Raw genomic sequence first — 23,982 nt, forward strand, 5'->3', positions numbered from 1 at the left:
AAAGATTGCGCAGTTCCCCGCGCCCCTAAAAGGGGCGCGGGGAACTGCGCAATCTTTTAGGCGCACGCCCACCCACCCGCGCCCGACATACAGGCCCGTCTTTTAGGGGCGCGGGGAACTGCGCGACCAGCCCCCACCCACCCGCAGCCAAAGAACCGGCGGCCGTTGCCCCTACACCCGGCCTTCGCGCGCGCCTTTCGCATCGATTCACGCGATGGTGTGATCATGTCCCGGCTCGCGGATGTCGCCGGAGGGCCCTGGGTAGGGCCCCGGCCATGACGCAGCCGTTCGAACTCCCGCACTTCTACATGCCGTATCCCGCGCGGCTGAACCCGCATCTCGACGAGGCGCGGGCCCATTCCGTCGAGTGGGCCCGCGGAATGGGCATGCTGGAGGGCTCCGGCATCTGGGAACAGTCCGACCTCGACGCGCACGACTACGGACTGCTGTGCGCGTACACGCACCCCGACTGCGACGGGCCCGCGCTCTCCCTCATCACCGACTGGTACGTGTGGGTCTTCTTCTTCGACGACCACTTCCTGGAGACCTTCAAACGCAGCCAGGACCGCGACGGCGGCAAGGCCTACCTGGAGCGGCTGCCCCTCTTCATGCCGCTGGACCTCTCGACTCCCGTGCCGGAGCCGGAGAATCCGGTCGAGGCGGGCCTCGCCGATCTGTGGGCTCGTACGGTGCCCTCGATGTCGATGGCGTGGCGCGAGCGGTTCGCCGTCTCCACCGAGCATCTGCTGAACGAGTCGCTGTGGGAGCTCTCCAACATCAACGAAGGGCGGATCGCCAACCCCGTCGAGTACATCGAGATGCGCCGCAAGGTGGGCGGCGCCCCCTGGTCCGCGGGACTCGTCGAGTACGCGACCTCCGAAGTGCCCGCCTCCGTCGCCGAAGCCAGGCCCTTGCGGGTGCTCATGGAAACCTTCTCCGACGGTGTGCACCTGCGCAACGACCTCTTCTCCTACCAGCGGGAGGTCGAGGACGAGGGCGAGCTCAGCAACGGCATCCTCGTCCTGGAGACCTTCTTCGGCTGCACCACCCAGGAGGCCGCCGAGACCGTCAACGACATCCTCACCTCGCGGCTCCACCAGTTCGAGCACACGGCCCTGACCGAAGTACCCGCGCTGGCCGTGGAGAAGGGCCTCACCCCGGACGAGGTCACCGCGGTCGCCGCGTACACCCGGGGCCTGCAGGACTGGCAGTCGGGCGGCCACGAGTGGCACCTGCGCTCCAGCCGCTATATGAACGAGGGAGCCCTGGAGGCGGAGCGGCCCTTCGGCGTCGCCGCGTTCGGCACGTCCGCCGTCGACATCGGTGCCCTGCTCTCGGCGGCCGGTGCGGAGCGGCTGCGTTCGTACACCCATGTTCCCTTCCAGAAGGTCGGCCCCTCTCGACTCCCCGACTTCTACATGCCGTTCGAGGTGACGCTCAGCCCGCATCTGCCGGGCGCCCGCGACCGTCTCACCGGCTGGATGCACGCCATGGGCATGCTCCAGGAGGGCGTCTGGGACGAGGACAAACTCGCCGCCTACGACCTTCCGTTGTGCGCGGCGGGCATCCACCCGGACGCGACGCCGGAGGACCTCGACGTCAGCTCCCAGTGGCTGGCCTGGGGCACCTACGGCGACGACTACTACCCGCTCGTCTTCGGCAACCGTCGCGACCTGGCCGCCGCCAGGCTGGTCACCGCGCGCCTCTCTTCCTGTATGCCCATCGACGGCGAGGAGGTCCCCGTCGCGGTCAACGGCATGGAGCGCGGCCTCATCGACCTCTGGCAGCGCACGGCCGCGGGGATGACCCCGGACGAGCGACGACAGTTCCGGGCCGCGGTCGATGTGATGACGGAGAGCTGGCTGTGGGAGCTGTCCAACCAGATCCAGCACCGCATCCCCGACCCCGTCGACTACCTGGAGATGCGCCGCGCCACGTTCGGCTCCGAGCTCACCATGAGCCTGTGCCGTCTGAGCCACGGCCGAAAGGTTCCGCCCGAGGTCTACCGCAGCGGCCCCGTCCGCTCGCTGGAGAACGCGGCGATGGACTACGCGATGCTCATGAACGACGTCTTCTCGTACCAGAAGGAGATCGAATACGAGGGCGAGGTCCACAACGGCATCCTCGTCGTGCAGAACTTCTTCGGCTGCGACTACCCGACCGCGCTCGGCATCATCCACGACCTGATGACCCAGCGCATGCAGCAGTTCCAGCACGTCGCCGCCCATGAACTGCCCATCCTGTACGAGGACTTCAAGCTCTCGCAGGAGGTGCGCGGGATCATGGAGGGCTATGTCGTGGAGCTGCAGAACTGGCTGGCCGGAATCCTGAAGTGGCACCAGGACTGCCATCGCTACGGCGCGGCGGACCTGGCCAGGCGCGCCCACGGATTCGTACCGGACAGGGTGCCCGCGCTGCCGTTCAGCCGGCCGGGGACTCCGGTATCGGCCGCTGTCTGACGCTCGCCCGGGCCGCTTCGGAGAGCTCCGCGAGGATCTCCGCGGCGGCCCGGGTGACCTCGCGGACGTCCTCGGCGAGCGTCGTGTCGGCCGTGGCGTCGGCCGTGGCGGCGCGGGCCACTTCGTGGTGCTCCTCGACGATGCGCGCGCCGAGTTGCGTGCCCCGCCAGTGCGGCAGGGTGTCGTCCCAGGGCTTCGCCAGCGCGTCGCGCAGGCTCTTCAACGCGCGGACCGCCGCCGGGAATTCGCCCGCCTCCCGCTCCATCCGGGAGAGCGTCAGGAGAGCCGAGACCCTGTCGTCGCATCTGCTCCGGAGCGGTACGTGGAGACGGTAGGCGCGCAGTGCCTGGAAGGTGTCGCCGAGCTCGGTGAACTCGTAGGCCAGCGACCGCAGTTCGAACTTGTCCGTCCTGGCCGGCCTGTTGCCGAAGGCCCGCAGGTCGATCTCGTCCAGTCCGCGGATCAGCACGGCGCGGGCCACCTCGGTCATGCCCTGCTCCCGGGCGAGGCCGGTCCAGGTGGACAGCGGCTCGTCCGAAGGGTCGGTGCCGAAGAGCGAGTCGTCGAGCCCCAGAGCCCACTCCCGCAGTTCTTCCCCGCCCGCCCCCGGCTCCGGCATGCCGCCGAGACCGCACCAGGTGTCGTACGTCGTCTCGCGGACCTCGTACAGCAGCGGCAGGTCCTCGGCCAGGCCGTGCAGACCCACCAGGACGGCGGCGAGCCGCAGTTCGTCGGTCATCGACGCCTCCGCCTCGTGCTTCAGCAGGTGGCGCAGCAGCCCCAGGTCGGTGTCCCGGCGGTCGTACTGGGCGGCGCGCAGGGCGAGCGCGCGGCGCCCCCGGTCCCGGGCCACCTCGTCCCACGACGAACCTTCTCGCAGCAGCGCCAGATCGGCACGGCCCGGTTGAAGAACCGTCTCCCACAGCGGCGGGCGGGGGTGCCGGTCGAGGAGGGCGTAGGCCCCGCCCTCCTCCGCGTTGAGCAGCAGGAACTCGGGCTCGGTGCGCATCAGCGCGGCGTGCAGCCTGCCGATCAGCTCCACGGGCGTGCGCGCGGGCAGGCCCAGTGCAGCCCGGAGTTCGTCCCGCTCGGCGTCGATCCCGTAGTACTCCCGGATCTCCTCCTCCGTCTCGGCGATCTCCGCGAGGATCTTCTCCTCGCCGTCGCTCGGCGCGAGCCCCAGGCAGTCGTGCCAGCCGGGCAGCCCGACCAGGATCTCCAGCGCCTCGTCGACACTGTCCCCGATGATCCCGGCCGAGCCCTCGGAATCGGCGTACAGCACGGAACCGTCCGCGCACACGAAATACGTACCGCCCGTGTCGTCCCCCGCTATCGGCTTCAGCGGGCCGTCCGAGGCCAGCCTGACGTCCTCGACGTGGTCCGCGCGGTCCAGGTCGAAGTTGAAGGGGAACGCGGCCAGTTCGGCCAGGTGAGGGTTCTCCTGGAGCAGCCGCAGGGCGTGATCGGTCATGTCACAGAAAGTAACAGCCGCCACTGACAACGGCGGAGTTCGCGCCCGGACGCGGCTGTCGCGAGGTCACACCGGCAGGCTCTGTCGCGCACCGGCCGCGTGGGCCACGGCGGCCCGGGCCAGCGCCCGCACGATCGGATGCGGACGTGAGCCGTCCCCGGACAGCTCCGGCTGGAAGAGGGTGGCCAAGTAGAAGGGATGGCCGGGAAGTTCGGCGATCCGCACGTGCCCGTCCTCGTCGTGCCCGCTGAAGCGCAGCCCGTGCGCGCGCAGGGTGTCGAGGTGGCGGGAGGGCCCGTACGCGCAGAAGTAGCGCTCGACCGTCCGCTCGGAGCCGATCACCGACTGGGCGAGCGAGCCCGGTTCGACGACGACCGTGGCCTCGTGGCCCACGAGGGAGCAGGTGAGCGGCTCGATGAGGAGGTCGTCGGCGTCGGGGTCGTTCTCGGCGTGCGCGACCTTCGTGAGACCGCACACGTTGCGGGCGTATTCGAGGAGCGCGTGCTGGAAGCCGCCGCACGTGCCGAGGAACGGGATGCCGTCCTCGCGTGCGGTGCGGGCCGCCGTGAGCACTCCCGCCTCACTGCGGTACGGGCTGCCGGGCAGCACCCATACGGCGTCGAAGCCGCGTACCGCCTCCTCGTCCTCGGCGTCCTCGGACGGGATCCAGTAGGCGTCCAGGACGATTCGGTCGCGGGTGGCGAGCGCGTCGAGCAGAAGCGGGATGCGGGTGTGCGAGACGACGTTCGGGGAGCGGTCGCCGACCAGGGCGATCCGGGCGGTCCGCGCCGAGCCGGCGGTGACGTCGTTCATGGAGGCGTTCGCGGTGTTCGTGGTCATGCCGTTCATCCTGGGCGCGCCCCGTAGTTCACGTCCAACGATGATTTCTGCACCCTCGATAAGCAACGCTGATGACGTGCGGCATCCTGGAGCGCATGGACCCGCATCTCCTGCGTACGTACGTCACCGTGGCGCGGCTCGCGTCCTTCTCGGAGGCCGCGCGCGAGCTCGGCTACACCCAGTCCGCCGTGTCCCAGCACATCGCCGCGCTGGAGCAGGACCTCGGCACGCCTCTGCTCACCCGCCGCCCCGTCACACCGACCGCGGCGGGCGAGCGGCTCCTCGAACACGCGGGACCGCTGCTGCTGCGCCTGGACGCGGCCCGCGCCGATGTCGCCCGGATGGCGGCGGCACCCGAGCACGGGCTGACGCTCGCCGTCGCGCCGACCGCGCTCGGACCGCGTACTCTCGCGGCGCTCCCCGCCGCCGGCGTGACCCTGCGCGTGCTGGCCCGCGACGAGATCCCCGCGGCGGTCGCCACCGGAACCGCGGACCTGGGCCTCGTCGACGGTCTCGCCGCGCCCAGCGACCCCCTCCGGCTGCCCGACGTGGCGCCGCTGACCACGCACGGCGCGGGCGAGGAGCCGGTCTGCGTACTGCTGCCGCGGGCCCATCCGCTCGCCCGGCGCACGGGACTTCGCCTCGGCGACCTGGTCGACGCCCGCTGGCTGGACGCGCCCGGCGCGGGCCTGCCGCTGGCCCACCTCCGTGCCGCGAACGGCGGCGGCGGCTTCCGCCCGGCCCTGCGCTACGAGGGCACCGACCTCCGCACCCTCACCGCGCTGGCCGCCGCGGGACACGGTCTGACCCTGCTGCCGCGTACGGCGGCCGACGGCGTGCCCGGAGCGGTGGCCGTCCCGCTCGTGGCGCCACGTGTCGTGCACCGCGTCGAGCTGGTGCACGGCGCATCGCTGCGGGGAGCGGCGGCGACGATGGCGGACAGACTTCTCGAACGCGCTTGACAGTCTCACTCGTTCGTGAATCGTCGCGCGCCGGGGCGCCGGGTAGAGCAAGAGCCGAAGGCGGTCCGTAGAGCATCTGCCGGAGGCGACCCATGGAACAGACCGCGTTGCGTCCCAAGCCGATGCCCGGTCAGGAGCCGGACGGCGGCGTCCGTCCGTCCGGCAACCCCCGGCGCCCGCATGCCGCACGCAGACGCGGCAAACGGTTGATGACTCTGCTGTTCAGCCTCTTCGTCGGGACGGTGCTGGTCCTGTCGGGCGTCGGACTCGGCACCGTGGGCGCCACCGTGATCGGCATGAGCAAGCTGGCGGACCTTCAGAAACAGGCCGCGGAGCAAGGAGCGGCGGGGAAACCGGGGCGGACCTCCGGCGCGCCCCAGGCCGGTGACTCCAAGTCGGCGCCCGGCGCGGGCGGTCCGACCCCCTCGGAGGAGCCCGTGCGGGCAACCCTCGGGGTCGAGGCCGTCGATGCCGTCAAGGACGCGGGCGCACTCGTCGTCGGTGTCCACGTGCCCGGCGCGGGCTACATCGCGGGCCTGGTCCGCGGCGATGTCCTGATCGCCTTCGGCGGGAGCCGGATCGCATCGGCCGCCGACCTGGCGGGGGCGGTCGCCGCCGCGCGTCCCGGACGCGCCGTCACCCTCACCGTGCGGCACGCGAACGGCGGTCGTCAGCAACTGTCCGCGGTCCCCGGAGTCGTGACCTGAGAGAGGGCGGCTTCCTTGCTCGCGGGAGTTCCCCACGCTCGGAAGCCCCTTCTAGAGGCCGTTCCGCCGCCCCTTCAGGCGACCCTGAAGTGGCTCGTCAACCGTCGCTCGTCGTCCAGCACATGGAACGCGAACCCAGGAGGAGCATCCCGGTCCGCGGCACCCTCGCCCTCCCAGGGCAGCCGCAGCGTCCACGTCACACCGGGGCCGACGACGAGCGGCCGTCCGGCGAAGGTGGTCGCCGCGGGCGTGTGCGCGTGGCCGGTGATGAGCCCGGCAACCTCCGGCCTGCGCTCCAACAGCGCGGCCAGGGAACGCGGTTGGCCCAGCTGGTACGCGTCCGGCAGCGGGTGGTGCAGCACGACCGGCGGGTGGTGGAAGGCGAGCAGCGCCGGAAGGCCGCCGTCCAGTTCGTCGAGCGTCGCCTCGATCCAGGCGTATGTCTCCTTGTCGAACTCCCCCTCGTCCCGGCCCGGAATGCTCGAGTCGCACATCAGCACGGCCGCCTCGTCGAAGACATGGACGCTGTTGACCGGCCCCTCGGCCGCGGGGTGTCCGAGCAGCGCCTTGCGGTAGGGCGCGCGGCTGTCGTGGTTGCCCGGACAGGTGAGTACGGGGAAGGGCGCCCCGCCGTCGCGCAGCCCGAGCATGCGGGCCGCCTCCTCGTACTCCGCCTCCGCGCCGTGATCCGCGATGTCCCCGGTCACCAGCAGCGCGTCCACCTTCCCGGGCAGCTCCCACAGCCGGTCGCGCACGCGCTCGGCCCGCTCCGTGGCCCGCGCGGTCCCGTCCAGATGAAGGTCGCTGATGTGCGCCAGTACGAGCATGCTCATCCCCTCGTTGCCCTAATGGAACATGCTTATCCAAGCATTAGTGTTAACGGTAAGGCAACACTCAACCGTTAGATCGGAAAAGGGGTTGGCGCACGAAAGGCGGCACGCCACGATGGCCGCATGCTGAGCACCCTTCTCGCCTTCCTCGGCGCCTGCACCCTGATCGCGGCCTCGCCCGGCCCGAGCACCGTGCTGATCATCAAGCAGTCGCTGCGCAGTCGGCGGTCCGGCTTTCTGACCGTGCTCGGCAACGAGACCGGCGTCTTCATCTGGGGCGTCGTCGCCGCGTTCGGCTTCACCGCACTGCTCGCCGCCTCCGAGATGGCGTACGACGTCATGCGGATCGTGGGCGCCGTCGTACTCGTCGGCTTCGGCGTCCAGACGCTCCGGCAGGCACGCCGCTCCCACGGGGCCGTGGACGGAGGTGGCTGGGAGGGCGCGGAGAAGAGCGGCTGGGCCTCCTATCGGGGCGGGCTGCTCCTCAACCTCGCCAACCCCAAGGCGGCCATCTTCGCGATGTCCTTCCTGCCGCAGTTCGTGCCGGAGGGTGCCCCGCAGCTGCCCGCCATGGTCGGCCTCGCCGCGCTCTGGGCGGTCTACGAGGTCGGCTACTACGGCCTGTACGTGTGGTTCGTCGGCCGCATGAAGGCCGTACTGTCCCGGACCGGTGTCCGCCGACGACTGGAGCAGGTCTCCGGAGGCGTACTGCTCCTCCTGGGCGCCCGCCTCGCCCTGGAGAGCTGACGCGGCGGAGGCAACCGGCTCGCGCGTGCCTCACCGGAAGGGCAGGATGCTGCCCGTAGCCCCCTGGGGAACTCCGGACAGACGGAGGCATGCATGACCGGCACGCCCGCGCCCTTCACGGCCGGTGACTACGAGGCCCGTATGCGGCGCGCGGCCGAGGCCGCCGCGGACGCCGGGCTCGACGGCGTCCTGGTCGCGCCCGGGCCCGACCTGGTGTGGCTGACGGGCTATCGGCCCGTGGAGACCGAGCGGCTCACCCTGCTGGTGCTGAGGGCCGGACAGGACCCTGTCCTCGTCGTGCCCACCCTGGAGGCCCCCGACGCGGCCAAGGCGGTCGGCGCGCCCGCGCTGACGCTGCGCGACTGGACGGACGGCAAGGACCCGTACGAGGCGGCCGCGTCCCTTCTCGACCGCGCGGGCCGCTTCGGAGTCAGCGACAACGCCTGGGCCCTGCACCTGCTCGGCATCCAGAAGCGGCTGCCGGACACCCGCTACACCGCCCTCACCGAGGCCCTGCCCATGCTGCGGGCCGTGAAGGACGCGGCGGAACTGGAGCGGTTGGCGGCCGCCGGGGCGGCCGCGGACGCAACGTTCGAGGAGATCCGGAAGGTTCCCTTCGCCGGCCGCAAAGAGACCGACGTGGCCGCCGACGTCGCCGGTCTGCTGCGGCGGTTCGGGCACTCCCAGGTCGACTTCACCATCGTCGCCTCGGGCCCCAACGGCGCCAACCCGCACCACGAGGCCGACGAGCGTGTCATCGAGCGCGGCGACATGGTCGTCCTGGACTTCGGCGGCCTCAAGGAGGGCTACGGCTCCGACACCTCCCGCACGGTCCACGTCGGCGAACCCGACGACGAGGAGCGCAAGGTGCACGACATCGTGCGCGCCGCCCAGGAGGCCGGCTTCCGTGCGGTGCGGCCCGGTGCCACCTGCCAGGACGTCGACCGCGCGGCCCGAGCGGTCATCACCGACGCCGGGTACGGCGACTACTTCATCCACCGCACCGGGCACGGCATCGGCGTCACCACCCACGAACCGCCGTACATGATCGAGGGCGAACGACAGCCCCTCGTCCCCGGAATGTGCTTCTCCGTGGAGCCCGGCATCTATCTGCCCGGCCGCTTCGGGGTGCGCATCGAGGACATCGTGACGGTGACCGAGGACGGCGGACGCCGCCTCAACACCACCTCCCGCGAGCTGGTGATCGTCGACTGACGTGCACGACCCGACCGTGCGGCAGCAGCTCCGCCCACGCCCCCGAACGACAAGGGCGCGACCATGACCCAGGCACCGACACCGACCGCGGACACCGTCCGCCGACTGGTCCGTTCGCTGCTCGCCGACGCCGCCGCGGCGGGCGGGGGACCCGACGTGCGTCCCGTCCACGAGGGCGGCGAGCACTCCACCTGGTGGGTCGGCACGCGCCATGTGCTGCGGCTCGCCCAGGACCGGGAGGCCTCCGTACGCCAGCGCCGCGAACTGCGCCTGCGCGACCTGGTCCGCCCGCACATCGGGATCGCGGTCCCGGTGAGCGTCGCGCAGGGCGAATGGGCGAGCGGACTGAGCTGCACCCTCGACAAAAGACTGCCCGGCGCCTCCGGCGAGGAGCAGGCCGTCTCGGCCGTCGGCGAGGCCGACCTCGCGGGACTGCTCACCGGACTGCGCGAAGTGCCCGTACGCCAGGCCGAGTCGCTCGGCGTCCCGCGCGCCGCGCCGCGCTCCCTGGAGGAGCTGCGGACGGCCGCCGCACACGCCGCCGAGGAGCTCGCCGCCGCCGACGAGTTCGACCCCGCGCGCCTCACCCAGCTGACCGCGCCCGCCGCCGTCCAGCTCGCCGCACAGCCCGGCGCCGCGGTGCTCGTGCACCACGGCCTCAAGGGCGAACACCTCGTGGTCAGCGCCGACGGGCGGGTGCGCGGCGTCCTCGACTGGACCGGCACGGTGATCGGCGACCCCGCCGAGGACATCGCCGGGCTCGCGATCGCCGTCGGCGCCCCCGCGGCCGTACGCGCCGCCACGCTCGCCGGGTACAGCGCCCGTCCCTGTCTGCGCGGCCTGTGGCTGTCCCGCTGCGACACGGTGATCCGCCTCGCCGACCGCCTTCAGGGCCGCGACGACAGCCCCGTTCCGCTGCTGGAGACACAACTGCGCCGCGCCTGGGAGGCGATCCTGCTGGAGCGGGTCACCGACCTGCGGGACGGCGGGCTGGACGAGGCGCCGTAAACGCTTGCGTAAGCGTTTACGCGAACGCCTACGCCTGGGTCAGCACCACACACGACTCGCCCGGCACGTTCAACACCCCGTCCGCGCCCGGCGTTTCGACCGGCTCCCAGGCGGCCAGCACGCGTGCGTGGCGGATGCCGAGGGGGATCGCCGCGTTCGCCTTGGAGAGGTTGACGGCCACCCGGACGTCACCGCGCCGGAGGGCCAGCCAGCGGGCCTGCGCGTCGTGGGCGACCCTGACCGCCGCGAGATCGGGGTCCGAGAGGTCGGCCTGGCGGTGGCGCAGGGCGATCAGGTCGCGGTACCAGGCCAGCACGCGCGCGTGGAGTGCCTTTTCGGGTTCCGACCAGTCGAGACAGGAGCGGTCCCGGGTCGCCGGGTCCTGCGGGTCGGGGACGTCCTCCTCGGCCCAGCCGTGCGCCGCGAACTCCCGGCGCCTGCCCCGCCGTACGGCCTCCGCGAGTTCGGGATCGGTGTGGTCGGTGAAGAACTGCCAGGGCGTGCCCGCGGCCCACTCCTCACCCATGAACAGCATCGGCGTGAAGGGCGCGGTGAGCGTGAGCGCGGCGGCGCAGGCCAGCAGCCCGGGGGAGAGGGAGGCCGAGAGCCGGTCGCCCTGGGCGCGGTTGCCGATCTGGTCGTGGGTCTGGGCGTAGCCGAGCAGGCGGTGCGCCGACACGCGCGTGCGGTCGAGCGGCCGTCCATGACGTCGCCCACGGAAGCCGGAGTACGTGCCGTCGTGGAAGAAGCCGGACGTCAGCGTTTTCGCGAGCGCCGCGAACGGGGCCCGTGCGAAGTCCGCGTAGTAGCCCTGCGCCTCGCCGGTCAGCGCGGCGTGCAGGGCGTGGTGGAAGTCGTCGTTCCACTGGGCGTGCAGCCCGAGACCGCCCTCCTCGCGGGGCGTGATGAGCCGAGGGTCGTTCAGATCCGATTCGGCGATCAGGAACAGGGGCCGGTCGAGATCGTCGGCGAGCGTGTCCACGGCCGTCGACAGCTCCTCCAGGAAGTGCACCGCGCGTGTGTCGCGCAGCGCGTGCACCGCGTCCAGGCGCAGCCCGTCGATGCGGTAGTCGCGCAGCCACGCCAGTGCGCTGCCGACGAGATAGGCGCGCACCTCGTCCGAACCGGGCGCGTCCAGGTTCACGGCGGAGCCCCAGGGCGTCTGATGGGTGTCCGTGAAGTACGGCCCGAACGCGGGCAGATGGTTGCCGGACGGCCCGAGGTGGTTGTGCACGACGTCGAGGACGACGCCCAGACCGAGCCCGTGCGCCCGGTCGACAAAGCGCTTCAGCGCTTCGGGGCCCCCGTACGGCTCGTGCACCGCCCACAGCGACACACCCTCGTACCCCCATCCGTGCCGCCCAGGGAACGGGCACAGCGGCATCAACTCGACGTGTGTGACGCCCAGTTCCGCGAGATGGCCGAGCCGCTCGGCGGCCGCGTCCAGCGTGCCCTCGGGTGTGTACGTCCCCACGTGCAGCTCGTACAGGACCGCGCCGGGCAGCGGGCGCCCCGCCCATTCGGTGCGCCAGGCATGGCGCGTCTGGTCGGCCACCGCGCTCAGCCCGTCGGGGCCGTCCGGCTGCCGCCGTGAACGGGGATCGGGCAGCACGGGCCCGTCGTCCAGCGCGAACCCGTACCGCGTCCCGTCCTGCGCGTCCGCGTCGCCCGTCCACCACCCGGCTCGCTCCGGATCGCGCTCCAACGCGCGCGTGGTGCCCGCGCAATGGAGCGTCACCCGGTCGGCCCGCGGTGCCCACACATCGAACCGCACAGACGGTTCCCCCTTGTCAGCTCACCGTGACGTAGCCCGTCCATGGTGCTTCACGGGAGATCAATTCGCTTTCGAATCCACCCTTTTGCCGCGTGTTTGCCGCGCGTTTGCCGGTAGGGGCGGTCCGATCGGCCGCAGTGGCCGTTTCCATGTTTTCTGGACACCCCGCTCTCGCTGCCCGACAATCACGAGCGTGACGTCGTCTTTCGAGTTCCACACGTACCCCGCGCGGCTGTCCGACGCGGAGCGCGACCGGGCGCTCAAGTCGCTCCGTGACGGCGTCGCCCTCGGCCGCCTCTCGCACGACACGTTCATTCGCCGCATGGAACTGGCGCTCGCCGCCCGCAGGCCGGACGAACTCGCCGTGCTCACCGCCGACCTGCCCACCGAGGGCCGCTGGTCGAAGCTGGTGTTCGGCACCGTGGAGGCGGTCTCCGGCTTCACCGTACGGCTGCGCAGGGCCTGGCAGGCCGAGCGGCTCCCGAAGCTTCAGCTGCCCCACCCGGGCAGCCCGTACCCCCTGCGCATCGGCCGCGACCCCGCCAGCGGACTGCGGCTCAACCACGAGACGGTGTCCCGGGTGCACGCCGAGCTCAGCCGGCAGGGCGGACGGTGGATGCTGCGCGACCTCGGCTCGACCAATGGCACCACGGTCAACGGACGGCGTGTCATCGGCGCCGCCGTCGTCAAGGACGGCGACCAGATCGGCTTCGGGCGGATGATGTTCCGCCTCGCGTCCGACTGAGCCACGGTCCCACCGACCTTTGGCCTGGGTTTCACACACCGACGTCGTCAACATCCCTTACGTTCCGTGGTGTTGACGTACCCCAAGAGCCGTGACTGACTGTGCGTACACCATGCACATCAGGTGAACCGACGGCACCACATAGGTGGAGGTGTGCCCTGCCGCCACTCCTCCGCTACCCGACTGTGGACGAACTGGGAGCCCGTGCGGCCGCGCTCGTCGCCCGCCGTCCGCGGGACGCCCGGCTGCGCCGCGTCGGCACCTCACGGGCGGGCACGCCGCTTTTGCTCCTGTCCGTCGGACACGGCAGCCGCCAGACCCTCGTCGTCGCCGGACCGCACGCCAACGAACCCGTCGGCGGCGCCACGGCCCTGCGCCTCGCCGAACGGGCGCTCGCCGACCCCCGGTTGACCGAGGGGGCGGACGCCACCTGGAACCTGCTGCTCTGCCTCGACCCCGACGCCGCCCGCCGCAACGAGGCCTGGCTGTCGGGCCCGTACACCCTCGGCCACTACTTCCGGCACTTCTTCCGGCCCGGCTTCCTGGAACAGCCCGAATGGCTGCCCGAGGGCGCGGACGGCGCCGTACTGCCCGAGACCCGCGCCCTCCTCGACCTCCAGGACGAACTGCGGCCCTTCCTGCAGTGCTCCCTGCACGGTGTCGACGTCGGTGGTGCCTTCGTCGAGCTGACCCGCGAGCTGCCCGGGCTCGCCCAGCGCGTCGCGCACACCGCCGCGCGCCTCGGCATCCCGCGCGAACTCGGCCCGTACGACACCTTGTACTGGCCGATGCTCGGGCCCGCCGTCTACCGCATCCCGCCGCCCCTCAGGGGAGACCTGGCCGCCGCCATCACGGAGGCCGCGGTCGAGTCCACCTGGTTCCACCCGCACCCCTACGGCACGGTGACGGCCGTCGTCGAGGCCCCCATGTGGGGTGTCGCGGCCGTGGAGGACCCCGCGCGGCCCGCCGACGCCGACGCGATGCTGCGCACCGTCAGCCGTACGCTGCGCCACGACACACGGCTCCTGGAGGGCATCCTCGCGTGCGTGCGGCCCGGCCTCGGCACCTCCCCGGACGTGGCCTGCCTCCTCGCTCCCGTCGACGACTATTTACTGGTCGGCCCCGGGCTCGCCGACTCCTGGGACCCCGACACATACGACGCCGACGCGCGCCCCCTGCCCCCGCTCGACACGGCCCGCCTGACGGCGCTGCGCCTCGCGGGACGCCGGGTCGCGCTGCGCACGGCCGGGCTGCTGCACCAGCTCGTGACCGGCTCCGGGCACGACCCGCACGGCGTGCTGCCGGAGCTCGACCGGCTCATCGACGAGTGGTGCGCCGACTACCGCGACGGCTGCGGGGCGCGCTGGATCCCGGTCGCCCGCCAGGTCGAGTACCAGGCGCGCGTGGTGCTCGCCGCGTTCGAGCTCGCCGGGCGGCACGCGCCCATGCGCTCCCGTTCGGGTGAGTCCGGGTGGGGTTCGGAGGCCGCGGTGCCGATGCATCAGGAATGACGAACGCACCCGGATCGACGAACGCACCCGGAATGACGAAGACCCTTCGAGCGCTACGTGCCGGTCTGCTGGCCTCGGTCGCGCTCCTCACGACGGGTGCGGCCCCGGCCCACGCGGCGGCCCAGGAGTCGATCCCCGGCAACGGGCTCTACCTCACCGTCACCCACGGCGACGCCCGGTCCAGCGACACCCGCGGCACCCTGCTGCTCTGCGACCCGCCCCAGGGACACGCGCACGCGGAGGAGGCCTGCGAGGAATTCCGTGCCGCCGGGGGCGACATCGACCGGATCCCACCCAGGGCAGACGTCCTGTGCCCCATGATCTACGCCCCGGTGACCGCCTCGGCGCAGGGCGTATGGGACGGCCGCCGTGTCGAGTACACCCACACGTTCTCGAACTCCTGCGTGATGGGAGCCGAGACGGGGGCGGTGTTCGCGCTGTAGGGCTGAGGCTCGGGACAGCCCTCACGCCGCGTTGTCGCGCGCGTGCCGGGCCGCCGCCACCACCGTGCGGGCCTGGTGCTCGACCTGGTGCTCCAGCGGCACCCAGCGGGCGCGGAACCGTTCCGCGAAGGCCTCGCTCCAGACGGCCACGAGGCGTTCGAGACGCGCCGCCTCGCGGTCGTCGGCCTCCTGAAGGACACGCAGCAGCATCGCGGCGGCCCGCAGCGGGAGCCGGCGGCCGAACGCGTCGACACTGCCGACGTACGCCATCGTCGTGTCCGGAGGCGGTGTCTGGACCCAGTCGTCGGCGAGGCCGGGCACCAGTGCCAGCGCCCACTTGGCGGCCCGCAGGAGCGGCCCGTCGGGGCCCGGCAGCCTCGGCAGCGCCTCCGCGAGCACCGCCTCCACCTGGAGCGCGTCACGCAGCAGTCGGCGCGCCAGGCGCCGCATCGCCGCCGTCGGGGCGGGGTGCGGCGCCGGATCGTCCACCAGGTCGCTGGCCCACATCGGCACCTCGACGACGGCGGTCAGACCGCCGTACCGGTGGGCGTGGTACCAGGTGCTGTGCCGCGCGTCGTCGGGCATGCTCGGGTACGCCGTGTCCGAGCCGGGCGCCGGCATGACATGCACCCCGGGTCCGGAGGCGGGCCAGCCCGCGGCGTCCGACGCGGCCGTCTCCACCGGGATGTGCAACTCCGCTGCGGACTTGGCGAACGGCTCGGCGAGCCCCGGGATGTCCTTGGTCAGCTGCACCCAGCTGCCGCCCAGATCGGTTCCGTGCAGCGTCACCTGGAGGTAGGGCCGCAGTTCGTCGATGACCCGGGTCAGGGCGCGGGTCTCCGGCGGCAGCCGGTCGGGGGGCAGGACGGACGGCGACCACTCGGGCTGCTCGGGCCCGGCCGGACGGAAGAAACCCAGGTGGTAGTCGAGCAGGGTGCGCGGCGCCGGCGTCACATGGAGGCTCGCCCCGTCGGGGTCGGCGCAGAGCAGGAAATGCCAGGAGGTCCCGTCCCGCAACTCCCGCTCGTGCAGCGCACGTTCGGCCAGGGCCAGCAGGGTCGAACCGCCCGTCGGTTCGTTCGCATGGGCGCCCGCCACGACGAGGACCGCGCGCCGCGCGTGGCCGACGGACAGCAGGTGAAGGGGTCTGCCCGCGCGTGAGACGCCCACTTGTCGTAGGACGCACAGGCCGGGTCGGTGAGCCGCCAACGCCCGGGCGGACGAGACGATTTCGGTCACACTGGGGTAGCGCAACTCCGGCAGGAGACTCACCCCCGACTTGTCCGCCCTGCGTCGCTTTTGGCAGTACTCCACGGACTGAGTGAACTGTCAAGGAGATGACGGGGCGGCTCCAGGGGGCGCCATGTGGCATTTACCGCTGGCAGGGGGGTGTGCACCGTCAGAGGGGGGAGCCTCCGTCGGCTGCGCGGGGGATGCGCCACGGGCCGCGCAGCCGACCGGCGCGCGTCGTCCAGGACCTCGGCGTCGAGCAGCTGGGCGCCCGTCCGCACGTTTCATGGCTCTACGGAGAGGGGCTCTACGGAGAGGGGCTCTACGGAGACGGGCCTTACGGAGTGGCGTCCCACGGAGTGGCGCCCGTTTCACCCGTTCGGGTGTACGGGGACTGCGGGCCGGAGGCCGCGGTGGTCGGCTGGGAACAACCGCGCGCGGGTCCTGCGCGCACATCCGAGGTGGGAGGCCGGCGGTGCTGTGTCCTCACGGCCTTCCCGGCGAAGGCGCGCCCGCTGCCACGCCGACGGGACCGCAGCCCGTACGGCTGCTGGCGGCACCCCCAGGGACCGGAACACGGAGCCCGTCCGAGCCGCCGAGCCCGCTCCCCCCGGAGACCCCCTTCACGCCGCTGAGCCGGTTCGAGCCCCCGAGCGCGTGCCCCGTGAGCCCGTCGGTGCCACCGAGCCTGCTCGCGCCCGGAACCGAGCGTGACCCGTACCCGCTGTACCGGACCCTCCGCGAACGCCACCCGCTCGTGTACGACGAGCCGTTCGGTGCCTGGCTGGTCAGCAGGTACGCCGATGTGCGCGCCGCGCTCGCGGACCCGCGGCTCGTCGCTCCACCTCCCGGGCGCACCCTGACCCACCTGGAGGGTGGCACGCACAGCGCGCACCGCGCCCTCGTCTCCCCGGCGTTCCGCGGGCGCGCGCTGGCCGCCCTGACCGCCGGTGTCGCACGCACGGCGTACGTCCTCGCCCGCCGCCTCGCCGCCCGCCGGGAGGCCGATCTCGTCGCCGAGTTCTGCCACTGGCTGCCCACCGCGGCGGTCGTGGCCGCGCTCGGGCTGCCCTACGAGGACACCGCGCGCGTGCAGGCGTGGTGCCGTACGGGCCTCGACCACCTGGGCGGCCACCACCCCGAACTCGACGCCTTCCTGCGCCCGTACATCGCCCGCCGCCGCGCCCACCCCGGCGCCGATCTGCTGTCCGCGCTGTGCACGGCCCGGGCGGACGGGCGCCCGCTGTCCGACGAGGCCGTGGCGGGGCTGGCCGGGACGCTGCTGGGCGCGGGCGGCGAGGCGACCGCACGGGCGCTGGCGTCGTTCCTCGCCAATCTGCTCGACCACCCGGGCCAGTTGGGGGTGATCCGTGCCCGTCCCGCGCTGACGGCCGGTGCCTGGGCCGAGTCGCTGCGCCGCGATCCGCCACTGCACGTCGTGGCGCGCCAGGCCGTCGAACCGGTGGGTCCGATTCCCGAGGGCGCCACCGTGGCGTGTCTGCTGGGCGCCGCGGGCCGTGACCCGGCACGGTTCGCCGACCCGGACCGCTACGACGCCTTCCGCGCCGACCCGGGAGAGCTCGCGTACGGCTGCGGACGGCACTTCTGCCCGGGCGCCCCGCTCGCCCGGCTCGCGGCGGAACACGGTCTGCACGCCCTGCTGACCGCCCTGCCCGACCTCCGCTGGTCCCCTGGTTTCCGGCCCGCTCCGGAGGGCCTGGTCAGCCGCTCGCCCCGGACCCTGCTGGTGCGCCTGCGCTGACCCGCTCCAGCAGCACCACGGGCAACCGCTCGAAAAGCTCCTCCACGCGTGCGTGCCCGGTGAACTCCCGCTCTGGGGAAAGCACATCGATCCAGCGCCCCTCGGGGAGCACGAGACGGGTGTCGCGCCAGCCGCCGGCGTCGGCCAGCCGCAGCGACATCCGCGTGACGGCCGTGACCACCTCTCCTGAGCGGACGAATGCCACACAGTGCGTGGCACCCAGGCCCATTGCCGACAGCGGCGCGTACGTCGCCGAATCGCCGAAGACGGCCGGGCGCCGCCCGCGCAGTCGCAACGCGGCCGTGGTCAGCGCCGCCTTCTCCGAAGGGTGCCCTCGCGGCTCCTGGTGCTGCTGGGTCTCCTGTGACTCCTGCGGCTCCTGAGGCGCGAACGGCTGCCGGTTGTCCGGGTCCACCAGCGCGAGGTACTCGCCCTCCGTGCCCTGGTAGACGTCAGGCACCCCGGGCATCGTCAGATGGACCAGAGCGGCCCCTAGGACGTTCGCCCGCACATGAGGCGCCAGGAAGGCCCGGAAGTCGGTCACGCGCCGTCCAGGCGCCCCGCACGGACCTTCGGCGACGAACGCCGTGACCGTGTCCTCGTAGGCGGGATTCCGCTCGGTCCACGCGGTGTGCAGTCCAGCCTCCCTGACGTGCTTCAACAGGGCTCCCTGGACACGCTCCTCGGAGGCCGGGCCGAGTCCGAATACCGTCTGCCACGCGGCCCACGCCAGCTGCGGGTCGGGCACACCCGTGCCGTCGCGCGTCACCTCCGCCAGGACGTCGGCCCATCGCTCGGGGCACTGGGTGAGCACCGAGAGGGCCGCGCGTACGTCGGCGCTGCGTTTCGTGTCGTGCGTCGACAGGACGGTCCCGGTGGCGGGCCAGTCGCGCTGCACGCGCGCGCAGTAGGCGTGGAAGTCCTCCGGGGACACGGCCGGACCGCCCGGGGCGCCGCCCACCTCGTTCGCCGACAGGAGGGGCACATAGCGGTAGAACGCCGTGTCCTCCACGGACTTGGCCCGCAGCGCGGACGAGGTCTGCGCGAACCGGGCCCGGAACTCAGCGTGTCCGGGCCCGTCACCGGCCCTCCCGGTCACCAGGTCCCGTACGACATCCACGGCGTGCGCCTCCTCGGGCACCGTGAAGACCGCCCGGGCCTCGTCGGCGGCCTCCTCGGTCACCACCAGGGAGGCGTCGGTGGACGGGTAGGGCCGGTACACCTCAAGACGTACGAGGAGTTCCCGCAGCGCGGTGCCCAGGGCCCATGGGGCGTGATCGCGCGACTCCGGGTCAGCGGACGTGGCGCACAGCTCGCTCACCTCGCGCGTGAGGCGGTCGATCTCCGTGGCCAGCTCGTGCGTGACCACCTTGTACGCCGCCCTGCGCACCGTCGACCCCCAGTGGCCGCCCCGGTCGGCCTGCGGGGCCGCGAACCGCCGGTACTGGCCGAGGAGTTCGCCCGCGCCCGCCGGGTCCGTGAACAGGCCGTCGATGTGCCGCAGCGCGTCGTAGCCGGTGGTGCCCGCGACGGGCCACGCGGCCGGCAGCGGCTCGCCGTCCGCGAGGATCTTCTCGACCACCGTCCAGCGGCCTCCGGTCGCTTCGTGCAGGCGGCGCAGATAGGCGTCCGGGTCCGCGAGACCGTCCGGGTGGTCGATGCGCAGCCCCTCGACCACGCCGTCGTCGAGCAGCTCCAGGATCTTCGCGTGGGTCGCCGTGAACACCTCCGGGTCCTCGACGCGCACTCCGATGAGCTCCGAGATGCTGAAGAACCGGCGGTAGTTGAGCTCGGTGCGGGCCAGCCGCCACCACGCCGGGCGGTACCACTGCGCGTCGAGGAGCTGCGGCAGCGGCAGCTTCGCGGTGCCCTCGCGCAGCGGGAACACGTGGTCGTAGTAGCGCAGTATGTCGCCGTCGACCTTCAAGTCGTCGATTTCCGCGCCGAGCCGATCCCCGAGCACCGGCAGCAGCAGTCGGCCGCCCTGGGCGTCCCAGTCGATGTCGAACCATCGCGCGTAGGGCGACTCGGGGCCCTCGCGCAGCACCTCCCACAGGGGTCGGTTGTGGCGCGGGGCCATGGCCATGTGGTTCGGCACGATGTCCACGACGAGGCCCAGGCCGTGCTCCCGCGCGGTGCGCGCCAGGGAGCGCAGCCCCTCCTCGCCGCCCAGTTCGGCCCGCACGCGCGCGTGGTCCACCACGTCATAGCCGTGCGTGGAGCCCGGGACGGCCTCCAGGACGGGCGACAGGTGCAGATGCGAGACGCCGAGCGAGGCCAGATACGGCACGGCCGCCTCGGCGGCCCCGAAGGGGAACTCCGGCTGCAGCTGCAGCCGGTACGTGGCGGTCGGCACGGCGGGAACCACCGGGCCGGGGACCACCGAGTCCGGAATCACCGGGTCGGGACGCTCAGGTGTCATGCGAACCTACGTACCCGCCCCACCGTCTTTCGTGTCATCGACGCATGCATACGGGCACGCGCGCGTGGCTAACGTCGAACGATGGGGAGCGCGGGGCGGGGCGACAGACAGGGTGTCAATCGGGGCGCGCACGGCGCGAACAGCGCCCAGGAGGCGCACGAAGACGCGCACACCGTAATCGACGCGCCCCTCAGCGTCGGCGATACGCCCCTCGGCACCGACGACACGCCGGCCGCGACCGACGGCGTGAACGGAACACTCGGAGCGCGTCGCGGCGCGAACACGCCCCCGGCCCCGTCGTCTCCCGGTGCGCACAGCACCCTCGGCACCTACCGCCGCGTCGTCGCTCTCACCGGCGCCGCACTCCCCGTCGTCTCCTTCCTCGCACGGCTGCCCACCGCCACGATCCAGTTCGGCAGCGTGCTGCTCGTCGCGCGGACGAGTGGCTCGCTGGGCACGGCGGGCCTGGTCGGTGGCGCGCTCGCCGTCGGACAGGTCGTCTGCGGGCCGCTCGTGGGCCGCCTCGCGGACCGGCATGGCCAGCGCACCGTCGTCCTCGTCTTCTCCTTCGCCAACGCCCTCGCGATCGCCGCCCTGGTGACGGGCGCGCTCACCCATCTGGCCCCGGCGCCCCTCGCCCTGCTCGGCGCCCTCGCCGGAGCGAGCGTGCCGCTCATCGGTCCGCTGGCCCGTGCCCGCGTGGTCGCCCTGGCCCGCGGTACCGGCACCGGCGACCGCACGGTGAGTACCGCCCTCTCCTTCGAAAGCACCCTGGACGAGATCTCCTTCGTGCTGGGCCCGGCGCTCGTGGGGCTCGCGGCGGTGCTCGCGCACCCGGCGTACGCGCTGGGCGCCGCGGCGCTCCTGGTGGCCGTGTGCGGAACGGGCTTCGCGTTGCACCCCACGGCCACTGCCGTGAGCCCCGCGCGCACGGCTCGCAAGCGGGCGCACGTGCATGCCGCACGCCCCCGCATCGCCCTCCGCGCCCTTCCCCGCGCCGCCCTCCCCGCCCCTCCCCGCATCCCGCGCTCCGTCCACGCCCTGCGCGCCGCCCTCGCGCTCCAAGGCGCCATGTTCGGCGCCTGCCAGGCCGGAATCACCGCGCTCACCGAGCGGCTGGGAGCGGCGGACCAGGCCGGGCTCGTGTACGCCGCGATGGGGGTCATGAGCGCCGTCGCGGGGCTCTCGATGGCCGCCGTGCCCGCACGCGTCGGGCTCCGAGCGCGCTGGCGTGCGGCCACCGCGGCGGCCCTCGTCCTGTCACTGCCGCTGCTCTGGACGGACAGCCTGTGGAGTCTGTACGCCGTCGTCACCGTCCTCGGTGTCGCGTACGCCCCGCACCTGATCACCGTGTTCGGGCTCACCGAGCGTGCCGTGCCGCCGACGCGGCTGGCCGAGGCGATGGCCTTCGCGACGAGTGCGATCGTCGGAGGCCAGGCCCTCGCCGTGGCCGTCACCGGACGCCTGGCGGAGGCCTACGGCCCCGGCGCGGCGTTCGCGGTGGGGAGCGCGGTCGCCGCGCTGGCCTGCGCCATCGCGCTGACGGCGCGCCCGACGACGTACACCGAAACCGAAAAGACCCTCCACGCGCGCGTGCACACCGAGCCGGAGCCGGAGACGGAGACGGAGGACGATTCCCACGCGCGCGTGCCCCAAGAAAACACGTCCCCCTAGGCAGGCCGCTGCAGCACCGTCATGCTCCGGTCGATCAGCGTCAGCCGGTCGCCGGCCTCGACCTTGGCGCCCGTCCCCGGAGCCACTCCCTCCGGGCGGGCCGTGTCGACGACGACCTGCCACTGCCGGCCGTGGTCGACCGGTACCAGGAACTCCAGCGGCTTCGGTGAGGCGTTGAACATCAGGAGGAAGGAGTCGTCGGCGATGCGCTCCCCGCGCGGGCCCGGCTCGGAGATCGCGTTGCCGTTGAGGAAGACGGACAGCGCCCGCGCCTGCGCGGAGCCCCAGTCGCGCTGGGTCATCTCCTTGCCCTCCGGGGTGAACCAGGCGATGTCGGACAGCTCGTCGTGGGTGCCCTGCACCGGCCGTCCGTGGAAGAAGCGGCGCCGTCGGAAGACCGGATGGTCGCGCCGCAGCCACACCATCGCGCGCGTGAAGTCCAGCAGCTCGCAGTCGCCCTCCGGCCACGGCACCCAGGCCAGCTCGCTGTCCTGGCAGTACGCGTTGTTGTTGCCGCCCTGGGTGCGCGCGAACTCGTCGCCGTGGCTGAGCATCGGCACGCCCTGCGAGAGCATCAGCGTCGCGATGAAGTTGCGCATCTGGCGCGCCCGCAGCGCCAGTACGGTCTCGTCGTCGGTGTCGCCCTCGTCGCCGCAGTTCCAGGACCGGTTGTGGCTCTCGCCGTCGCGGTTGTCCTCGCCGTTGGCCTGGTTGTGTTTGTTGTTGTACGCGACGAGGTCGTGCAGGGTGAAGCCGTCGTGGCAGGTCACGAAGTTGATGGACGCCAGGGGGCGGCGGCCGTCGTCCTGGTAGAGGTCCGAGGAGCCGGTCAGCCGGGACGCGAACTCCGCCAGCGTGCGCGGCTCGCCCCGCCACATGTCCCGTACGGTGTCGCGGTACTTGCCGTTCCACTCGGTCCACAGCGGTGGGAAATTGCCCACCTGGTAGCCGCCCTCGCCGACGTCCCAGGGCTCGGCGATCAGCTTCACCTGGGAGACCACCGGGTCCTGCTGCACCAGGTCGAAGAAGGACGACAGCCGGTCCACCTCGTGGAACTGGCGGGCGAGGGTGGCGGCCAGATCGAAGCGGAAGCCGTCGACGTGCATTTCGGTGACCCAGTAGCGCAGCGAGTCCATGATCAGCTGGAGCACGTGCGGGGAGCGCATCAGGAGGGAGTTGCCGGTCCCCGTGGTGTCCATGTAGTAGCGCGGGTCGTCCGCGAGACGGTAGTACGAGGCGTTGTCGAGGCCCCTGAAGGACAGCGTCGGGCCCAGGTGGTTGCCCTCGGCCGTGTGGTTGTAGACGACGTCCAGGATGACCTCGATGCCGGCCTCGTGCAGTGCCCGGACCGCCGACTTGAACTCCAGGACCTGCTGCCCGCGGTCGCCCCAGGAGGCGTACGCGTTGTGCGGGGCGAAGAAGCCGATCGTGTTGTAGCCCCAATAGTTGCTGAGGTCCATCTCCACCAGACGGTGGTCGTGCACGAACTGGTGTACGGGCATCAGCTCCAGTGCCGTGACGCCCAGTTCCGTCAGGTGTTCGATAATCGCCGGGTGTGCCAGCGCCGCGTAGGTGCCGCGCAGCTCGTCGGGCAGCGCCGGATGCTGCATCGTGAGGCCCTTCACATGGGCCTCGTAGATCACCGTGTGGTGGTACTCGGTGCGCGGGCGCCGGTCGTCGCCCCAGTCGAAGTACGGGTTGACCACGACCGCCGACATGGTGTGCGGCGCCGAGTCCAGGTCATTGCGCTTGTCGGGGGCTCCGAAGGGATAGCCGTAGACCTCCTCGCCCCATTTGACCGAGCCGCTGATGGCGCGCGCGTACGGATCGAGGAGCAGTTTCGCGGAGTTGGTGCGCTGCCCGCGCTCGGGCGCGTACCGCCCGTGCACCCGGAAGCCGTACCGCTGTCCGGGCATGATCCCCGGCAGATACGCGTGCCGGACGAACGCGTCGGTCTCGCGCAACTCCACCGCCGTCTCCGAGCCGTCGTCGTGCAGCAGACACAGCTCGATACGGTCGGCGGCCTCCGAGAAGACCGCGAAATTGGTACCGGCACCGTCGTACGTGGCACCGAGTGGATATGCCTCTCCAGGCCAGACCTGCATGGATACGACTCTTCCAGTAGTGCCGTGCCCCTGGGGGCGACTCCGAGCCGAGTCTCCCCGAAAGTGATGGAACCTCC

The 23,982-nt window shown here is 72.2% G+C and carries 18 protein-coding genes; 11 read left to right on the plus strand and 7 right to left on the minus strand.

Features of this window, described 5'->3' with window-relative positions; translation table 11 throughout:
• Positions 1-275: 275 nt before the first annotated feature.
• Positions 276-2,459 (plus strand): germacradienol/geosmin synthase Cyc2, encoded by a 2,184-nt coding sequence (gene cyc2 / locus OG975_RS36700; protein ID WP_406333708.1) that lies wholly within the window; start codon positions 276-278, stop codon positions 2,457-2,459.
• Here the strand turns inward: cyc2 and OG975_RS36705 are convergent.
• Together OG975_RS36705 and OG975_RS36710 are read right to left on the minus strand one after the other, a co-directional pair.
• Positions 2,422-3,930, minus strand: coding sequence for a hypothetical protein (locus OG975_RS36705; RefSeq protein ID WP_406333710.1), 1,509 nt, complete (start codon positions 3,928-3,930; stop codon positions 2,422-2,424). The genes cyc2 and OG975_RS36705 overlap by 38 nt on opposite strands.
• A gap of 66 nt (positions 3,931-3,996) precedes the next feature.
• Positions 3,997-4,770 carry a glutamine amidotransferase-related protein gene (locus tag OG975_RS36710; protein WP_406333711.1) on the minus strand — a complete coding sequence of 258 codons (774 nt, stop codon included), beginning with the start codon at positions 4,768-4,770 and terminating at the stop codon, positions 3,997-3,999.
• A gap of 95 nt (positions 4,771-4,865) precedes the next feature.
• Between OG975_RS36710 and OG975_RS36715 the strand changes: the two genes are divergently transcribed.
• Complete coding sequence (locus tag OG975_RS36715; RefSeq protein WP_406336626.1) at positions 4,866-5,732, plus strand: LysR family transcriptional regulator; 867 nt, start codon at positions 4,866-4,868, stop codon at positions 5,730-5,732.
• Between the two features lie 92 nt (positions 5,733-5,824).
• A complete protein-coding gene (locus OG975_RS36720) occupies positions 5,825-6,439 on the plus strand; it encodes a PDZ domain-containing protein (protein WP_406333713.1) in 615 nt (204 codons plus the stop codon).
• Between the two features lie 74 nt (positions 6,440-6,513).
• Here OG975_RS36720 and OG975_RS36725 read toward each other — a convergent pair whose 3' ends face one another.
• On the minus strand, positions 6,514-7,266 hold the full coding sequence (locus tag OG975_RS36725) for a metallophosphoesterase (RefSeq protein WP_406333714.1): 753 nt from the start codon (positions 7,264-7,266) through the stop codon (positions 6,514-6,516).
• A gap of 126 nt (positions 7,267-7,392) precedes the next feature.
• On the opposite strand from OG975_RS36725, the gene OG975_RS36730 reads away from it, so the two are divergent.
• The 3 genes from OG975_RS36730 to OG975_RS36740 all read left to right on the plus strand — a co-directional run bounded on the left by OG975_RS36730 (position 7,393) and on the right by OG975_RS36740 (position 10,239).
• Positions 7,393-8,016 (plus strand): LysE family translocator, encoded by a 624-nt coding sequence (locus OG975_RS36730; protein ID WP_406333715.1) that lies wholly within the window; start codon positions 7,393-7,395, stop codon positions 8,014-8,016.
• A gap of 93 nt (positions 8,017-8,109) precedes the next feature.
• On the plus strand, positions 8,110-9,231 hold the full coding sequence (locus OG975_RS36735; protein WP_406333717.1) for an aminopeptidase P family protein: 1,122 nt from the start codon (positions 8,110-8,112) through the stop codon (positions 9,229-9,231).
• Positions 9,232-9,294: 63 nt separating this feature from the next.
• A complete protein-coding gene (locus OG975_RS36740) occupies positions 9,295-10,239 on the plus strand; it encodes an aminoglycoside phosphotransferase family protein (RefSeq protein WP_406333718.1) in 945 nt (314 codons plus the stop codon).
• A 28-nt stretch (positions 10,240-10,267) separates the two neighbouring features.
• Here the strand turns inward: OG975_RS36740 and treZ are convergent, their stop codons facing one another.
• Entirely contained in the window at positions 10,268-12,013 is a 1,746-nt protein-coding gene (gene treZ, locus OG975_RS36745; RefSeq protein WP_406333720.1) for a malto-oligosyltrehalose trehalohydrolase, read from the minus strand.
• Positions 12,014-12,206: 193 nt separating this feature from the next.
• Here treZ and OG975_RS36750 point away from each other — a divergent pair, with 193 nt between their 5' ends.
• The 3 genes from OG975_RS36750 to OG975_RS36760 all read left to right on the plus strand — a co-directional run bounded on the left by OG975_RS36750 (position 12,207) and on the right by OG975_RS36760 (position 14,712).
• Positions 12,207-12,758 carry an FHA domain-containing protein gene (locus OG975_RS36750; protein WP_406333721.1) on the plus strand — a complete coding sequence of 184 codons (552 nt, stop codon included), beginning with the start codon at positions 12,207-12,209 and terminating at the stop codon, positions 12,756-12,758.
• A gap of 185 nt (positions 12,759-12,943) precedes the next feature.
• A complete protein-coding gene (locus tag OG975_RS36755) occupies positions 12,944-14,269 on the plus strand; it encodes a M14 family zinc carboxypeptidase (protein WP_406333722.1) in 1,326 nt (441 codons plus the stop codon).
• Positions 14,270-14,301: 32 nt separating this feature from the next.
• Positions 14,302-14,712, plus strand: coding sequence for a subtilase-type protease inhibitor (locus OG975_RS36760; RefSeq protein WP_406333723.1), 411 nt, complete (start codon positions 14,302-14,304; stop codon positions 14,710-14,712).
• A 21-nt stretch (positions 14,713-14,733) separates the two neighbouring features.
• On the opposite strand, the gene OG975_RS36765 is transcribed toward OG975_RS36760, so the two are convergent.
• Positions 14,734-15,984 (minus strand): M14 family zinc carboxypeptidase, encoded by a 1,251-nt coding sequence (locus OG975_RS36765; RefSeq protein WP_406336628.1) that lies wholly within the window; start codon positions 15,982-15,984, stop codon positions 14,734-14,736.
• Positions 15,985-16,606: 622 nt separating this feature from the next.
• Here OG975_RS36765 and OG975_RS36770 point away from each other — a divergent pair.
• Complete coding sequence (locus OG975_RS36770) at positions 16,607-17,704, plus strand: cytochrome P450 (protein ID WP_406333724.1); 1,098 nt, start codon at positions 16,607-16,609, stop codon at positions 17,702-17,704.
• Here the strand turns inward: OG975_RS36770 and treY are convergent.
• Entirely contained in the window at positions 17,664-20,126 is a 2,463-nt protein-coding gene (gene treY, locus OG975_RS36775; protein WP_406333726.1) for a malto-oligosyltrehalose synthase, read from the minus strand. The two genes, OG975_RS36770 and treY, sit on opposite strands and share 41 nt — an antisense overlap.
• An 81-nt stretch (positions 20,127-20,207) precedes the next feature.
• Here treY and OG975_RS36780 point away from each other — a divergent pair, with 81 nt between their 5' ends.
• Positions 20,208-21,800, plus strand: a complete 1,593-nt coding sequence (locus tag OG975_RS36780) for an MFS transporter (RefSeq protein ID WP_406333727.1) — start codon at positions 20,208-20,210, stop codon at positions 21,798-21,800.
• Here OG975_RS36780 and glgX read toward each other — a convergent pair.
• Entirely contained in the window at positions 21,797-23,905 is a 2,109-nt protein-coding gene (gene glgX / locus OG975_RS36785) for a glycogen debranching protein GlgX (RefSeq protein WP_406333728.1), read from the minus strand. The two genes, OG975_RS36780 and glgX, sit on opposite strands and share 4 nt — an antisense overlap.
• Positions 23,906-23,982: the final 77 nt, after the last annotated feature.

This window comes from Streptomyces sp. NBC_00203 (assembly GCF_045206325.1).
GTDB lineage: Bacteria > Actinomycetota > Actinomycetes > Streptomycetales > Streptomycetaceae > Streptomyces > Streptomyces lutosisoli.

Coding starts and splice junctions, on each gene's coding strand:
- cyc2 (WP_406333708.1), top strand. CDS start 276: ATGACGCAGCCGTTCGAACTCCCGCACTTCTACATGCCGTATCCCGCG.
- OG975_RS36705 (WP_406333710.1), bottom strand. CDS start 3,930: ATGACCGATCACGCCCTGCGGCTGCTCCAGGAGAACCCTCACCTGGCC.
- OG975_RS36710 (WP_406333711.1), bottom strand. CDS start 4,770: ATGACCACGAACACCGCGAACGCCTCCATGAACGACGTCACCGCCGGC.
- OG975_RS36715 (WP_406336626.1), top strand. CDS start 4,866: ATGGACCCGCATCTCCTGCGTACGTACGTCACCGTGGCGCGGCTCGCG.
- OG975_RS36720 (WP_406333713.1), top strand. CDS start 5,825: ATGGAACAGACCGCGTTGCGTCCCAAGCCGATGCCCGGTCAGGAGCCG.
- OG975_RS36725 (WP_406333714.1), bottom strand. CDS start 7,266: ATGCTCGTACTGGCGCACATCAGCGACCTTCATCTGGACGGGACCGCG.
- OG975_RS36730 (WP_406333715.1), top strand. CDS start 7,393: ATGCTGAGCACCCTTCTCGCCTTCCTCGGCGCCTGCACCCTGATCGCG.
- OG975_RS36735 (WP_406333717.1), top strand. CDS start 8,110: ATGACCGGCACGCCCGCGCCCTTCACGGCCGGTGACTACGAGGCCCGT.
- OG975_RS36740 (WP_406333718.1), top strand. CDS start 9,295: ATGACCCAGGCACCGACACCGACCGCGGACACCGTCCGCCGACTGGTC.
- OG975_RS36760 (WP_406333723.1), top strand. CDS start 14,302: ATGACGAAGACCCTTCGAGCGCTACGTGCCGGTCTGCTGGCCTCGGTC.
- treY (WP_406333726.1), bottom strand. CDS start 20,126: ATGACACCTGAGCGTCCCGACCCGGTGATTCCGGACTCGGTGGTCCCC.
- OG975_RS36780 (WP_406333727.1), top strand. CDS start 20,208: ATGGGGAGCGCGGGGCGGGGCGACAGACAGGGTGTCAATCGGGGCGCG.
- glgX (WP_406333728.1), bottom strand. CDS start 23,905: ATGCAGGTCTGGCCTGGAGAGGCATATCCACTCGGTGCCACGTACGAC.